General features: G+C 65.1%; 4 protein-coding genes. 3 read left to right on the forward strand and 1 reads right to left on the reverse strand.

Annotated elements, in window-relative coordinates:
- Positions 1 to 138: 138 nt before the first annotated feature.
- Positions 139 to 1,008, forward strand: coding sequence for a hypothetical protein (locus tag ABSG20_RS31685; protein ID WP_423868391.1), 870 nt, complete (start codon positions 139 to 141; stop codon positions 1,006 to 1,008).
- 13 nt (positions 1,009 to 1,021) lie between these two features.
- Here ABSG20_RS31685 and ABSG20_RS31690 read toward each other — a convergent pair whose 3' ends face one another.
- The gene (locus tag ABSG20_RS31690) at positions 1,022 to 1,807 is read right to left on the reverse strand and encodes an SDR family NAD(P)-dependent oxidoreductase (protein ID WP_423868392.1); all 786 of its coding nucleotides are present in this window, start codon (positions 1,805 to 1,807) and stop codon (positions 1,022 to 1,024) included.
- A gap of 168 nt (positions 1,808 to 1,975) precedes the next feature.
- Between ABSG20_RS31690 and ABSG20_RS31695 the strand changes: the two genes are divergently transcribed.
- Together ABSG20_RS31695 and ABSG20_RS31700 are read left to right on the forward strand one after the other, a co-directional pair.
- Entirely contained in the window at positions 1,976 to 2,716 is a 741-nt protein-coding gene (locus tag ABSG20_RS31695) for a histidine phosphatase family protein (RefSeq protein ID WP_423868393.1), read from the forward strand.
- A gap of 99 nt (positions 2,717 to 2,815) precedes the next feature.
- Positions 2,816 to 3,583, forward strand: a complete 768-nt coding sequence (locus ABSG20_RS31700; protein WP_423868394.1) for an SDR family NAD(P)-dependent oxidoreductase — start codon at positions 2,816 to 2,818, stop codon at positions 3,581 to 3,583.
- The last annotated feature ends 275 nt before the right edge of the window (positions 3,584 to 3,858 follow it).

Here is a 3,858-nt window from a genome sequence, read left to right on the forward strand (position 1 = left end):
CCTGGTGCCTTATCGTCTCCATTGTACCGCCATGCTTTTGGTCGAATCCGGGTGGAGGTTGGGCGTCCGGCAGAACGCCATTGACGTCAATGCAAAACGCGGTCCGCCGCGTTTGCGGACTTGAACGACAGAGTGCCCATGAGTTCAACGCTGAACCCGACACCAATCAATCCGCAAATCAATCCGCAGGTCATTCCAAAGTTCGCGCCCGACATCGTTCCGACGCGCGCAGATTTTGACATTTCAAAACCCGGGCCCGACCGTAAGAGCGCTCCTTCGGCCGCGCAGAAAGCACCCGATGCCACCGCCGGCGCAACCGTTCCACTGGTTGATACGGCCTTTCGCGCCGCTTCCACCAACATCAGGGAAAGGGGAGCCCGGCCGTTGTTCGGCCGCCGGATAATGCGCGGCGTGATGGGCATGGTCTTGACCGCGTGCCTCGCTGGCGCTGCCGTGCTCTGGCATTTCCACGGCGGCGCTGTCGGGCCGACGGTCGCGGAATCGGTGCCGCCCGTATCGGCCGCACCCGCCGTCGAGGCATCCGCGGTAACGGCGGCAGCTGCGCCATCGGCACCGCAAAGCGCGGCCGACAATTTCGCTTCCAACGCGGCAAGCGCGTTACCCGACTCGGCGCAGCTATTGCAGTCCATGGCGCGCGATCTTTCCGATCTTCGGCAGAATATGGAGCAGATGAAGGCCGGCATCGCAGCGCTCAAGGCCGGCCAGGACCAGATGGCGAGCGAGGTTGCCAAGACGTCCGAGCCGAACCTGCGGCCCTGGGTATCGCTGGTAACGCAACCGCCGGCCCAGCCGATTGCCGCGCTGGCGCGTAAGCCGCCCACGATCGTGCGGCCTGTGCAACCGGCAGCCGCCTCCGGGTCGCCGCAAGGCGCTGCACCTTACTTGCCGCGCCGCGCCGTGGCCCCGCCGCCGCGATCCACGGCCGCGTCGCCGGGGGATCCGCCACCGCCACGGCCGCCAGCGCCCTTGCGTGAGCAGACGCCGTGAGGTGACGGCTGGCCTAGATCGGCTTGCCCGCATAGGGCATCGACGCCGTCAGGCCGCCGTCGACCGGGAAGGCCTGGCCGTTGACGTAGGAGGCCTCGTCGCTGGCGAGGAACAGTCCCATCGCCGCCAGTTCGTGCGGCTGGCCGGCGCGCTTCAACGGGTTGAGCTGGCCGATCTTGTGATCGGTGCCGCGTTCTCTGGCATTGTCGAAGATCGGTTTTGTCATCCCGGTCTCGATCAGGCCGGGGCAGACCGCGTTGATCCGCACCCCGGTGCCCGACAGCGAATAGGCCGTGGTCTGCACCAGGCTGATGACGCCGGCCTTGCTTGCCGCATAGGGATGGCCGCTGGCGCCGGCCTTGAGGCCGGCAACCGAGGCGGTGCACACGATCGAGCCATATTGCTGTCTGACCATGTGCGGCATTGAATATTTGATGGCGAGGAACGGCCCGATCAGGTTGATGCGCAGGATCTCCTGCCAGTGTTCCACGGTCTGTTCGGCGAGCGGCACCAGGCCGCCGCTGACTCCGGCATTGGCCCAGATCGCATCCAGTCGCCCGAAGCGGGAGACCGCGAGCTCGATAAAGGCGATGACGTCTTTTTCAGCCCCGGCATCGGCGATCACCGCGTCCGCGGTGCCGCCGGCCTTGCGCACCTGCTCGACCGTCTCCTTGACGCCTTCGCTGCGGTCGACCGCGATCAGTTTTGCGCCTTCCTTGGTAAACAGCAGCGCTGCCGCGCGCCCGATGCCGCTGCCGGCGCCGGTAATGATGACGGATTTGCCTTCGAGGCGACCCATGGGTTTCTCCCTGTGCACTTTATTTGTTCATAGCCTGTTGGAGCGAAAGCCTGCCCCGGATGTGATGCCTGCGGAATTTGCAGTCGAAAGCTTTTCAAGATGAAGTCACTTGAGGCCATCGGTGCACTGACGTACAGCGACAACGAACAGTATTGAAGGGTTTTCGCGATGTCCAATTCGGCCGAACCGTTCGTTGCGCAGCATGCGGTTCCCACCGGCGTGGTGGCGACGCGGTGGTGGTGGGTGCGACATGCGCCGGTTCGCGAGGACGGCGGCTGTATTTATGGCCAGGAGGACATCGGCTGCGATACCAGCGATCGCCTGGTATTCGAGGCGGTCGGCAAGATCCTGCCGCGCGACGCGGTCTGGTATGCGAGCAATCTCAAGCGAACCCATCAGACCGCCGAAGCGATCTGGTCGGCGGGATTTCCCAGACCGCCAAAGCTGCATCAGGAGCCGGCGCTGGCCGAACAGAATCTCGGCCAATGGCAGGGGCTGAACCGGGCGGCGTTCTTTGCCAGCCGGCCGATCGCGGTCGGCAGCTACTGGTTTGCGCCGATCGACGACCCGGCGCCCGGCGGCGAGAGTTTCATGGATCTCTATGACCGCGTGCGCGGCGTGATCGAACGCGTCAACCGCGAGCAGGCCGGCAAGGACGTGATCGCGGTCGCCCATGGCGGCACCATCAAGGCGGCGGTCGGGCTCGCGCTCGGCAACCAGCCGGAGCTTGGCCTTGCCTTTACCGTCGACAATTGCTCGGTGACGCGGCTCGATCATCTCTCGAGCGCCGGCCATCAGGGGTGGCGGGTGCCGATGGTCAACCAGCAGCCGTGGATCGCGGACGCCTCGCACGACGCCATGCATCAGCCGGCCGGACCGGAAATTGCCACCGCCAGCAAGCTCGCCTGACGACGCGCGACTCCAGTTGCCGGATCGCGCCAACGCTGCTTAGCTGAACCAAACAAAAACAACCGGCGCCGCCGCCGGACAAATCCTGGGGAGGAACGCATGAACTTGTTCGATATGTCGGGAAAAGTCGCCGTCATCACCGGCTCGTCGCGCGGCATCGGCCGCGCCATCGCCGAGCGGATGGCCGAGCATGGCGCCAAGGTGGTGATCTCCTCGCGCAAGCAGCAGGCCTGCGATCAGGTGGCGCAGGCGATCAACGACAAGATCGGCCAGGAGGTCGCGCTGCCGCTGGCGGCCAATATCTCGACCAAGGACGATCTGAAGCATCTTGTGGAGGAAACGGGTCGCGTCTTCGGCAAGATCGACACGCTGGTGTGCAACGCCGCCTCGAATCCCTATTACGGGCCGCAGGCGGGGATTTCGGATGATCAGTTTCGCAAGATCCTGGACAACAACATCGTCGCCAATCACTGGCTGATCGCGCTGGTGGTGCCGCAGATGATCGCGCGCCGCGACGGCTCGATCACCATCATCTCCTCGATCGGCGGGCTGAAGGGCTCGACCGTGCTCGGCGCCTATGCGATTTCGAAGGCCGCCGACATGCAGCTCGCGCGTAACCTCGCCTGCGAATACGGTCCGCATAACATCCGCGTCAACTGCATCGCGCCGGGGCTGATCAAGACCGACTTTGCCAAGGCGTTGTGGGACAATCCGGAGACGCTGAAAGCCTCGACCGCGCGCTCGCCGCTGCTGCGGATCGGCGAGCCCGACGAAATCGCCGGCGCCGCGGTGTTCCTGGCCTCGAGCGCCGGCACCTTCATGACCGGGCAGACCATCGTCATCGACGGCGGCGCCACGATCAGTTAATGGGCACGCGCTCTCCACATTCACAACTCGTCATCACCCGCCACCGGGTCGGCGCTCCGCGCCGCCCGATGACAGGCTCCAGCGGGTGACCCAGTAAACGCCGCCGTCTCGAATTTAACTGATGTCACGGCGTGCTGGATGCCCCGCTTTCGCGGAGCATGACGACTAGAGCAGGGCGGAGGGGGCACCCCGAACGACGCAGCGGCTCACTCCAGCGCCGCGTACACCATGTTGCGCACCAGCGAACGGAAATATTCGCGCTGGCCGGGACCCTG

Origin of the sequence: Bradyrhizobium sp., assembly GCF_049512235.1 — a bacterium.
Taxonomy (GTDB): Bacteria; Pseudomonadota; Alphaproteobacteria; order Rhizobiales; family Xanthobacteraceae; genus Bradyrhizobium.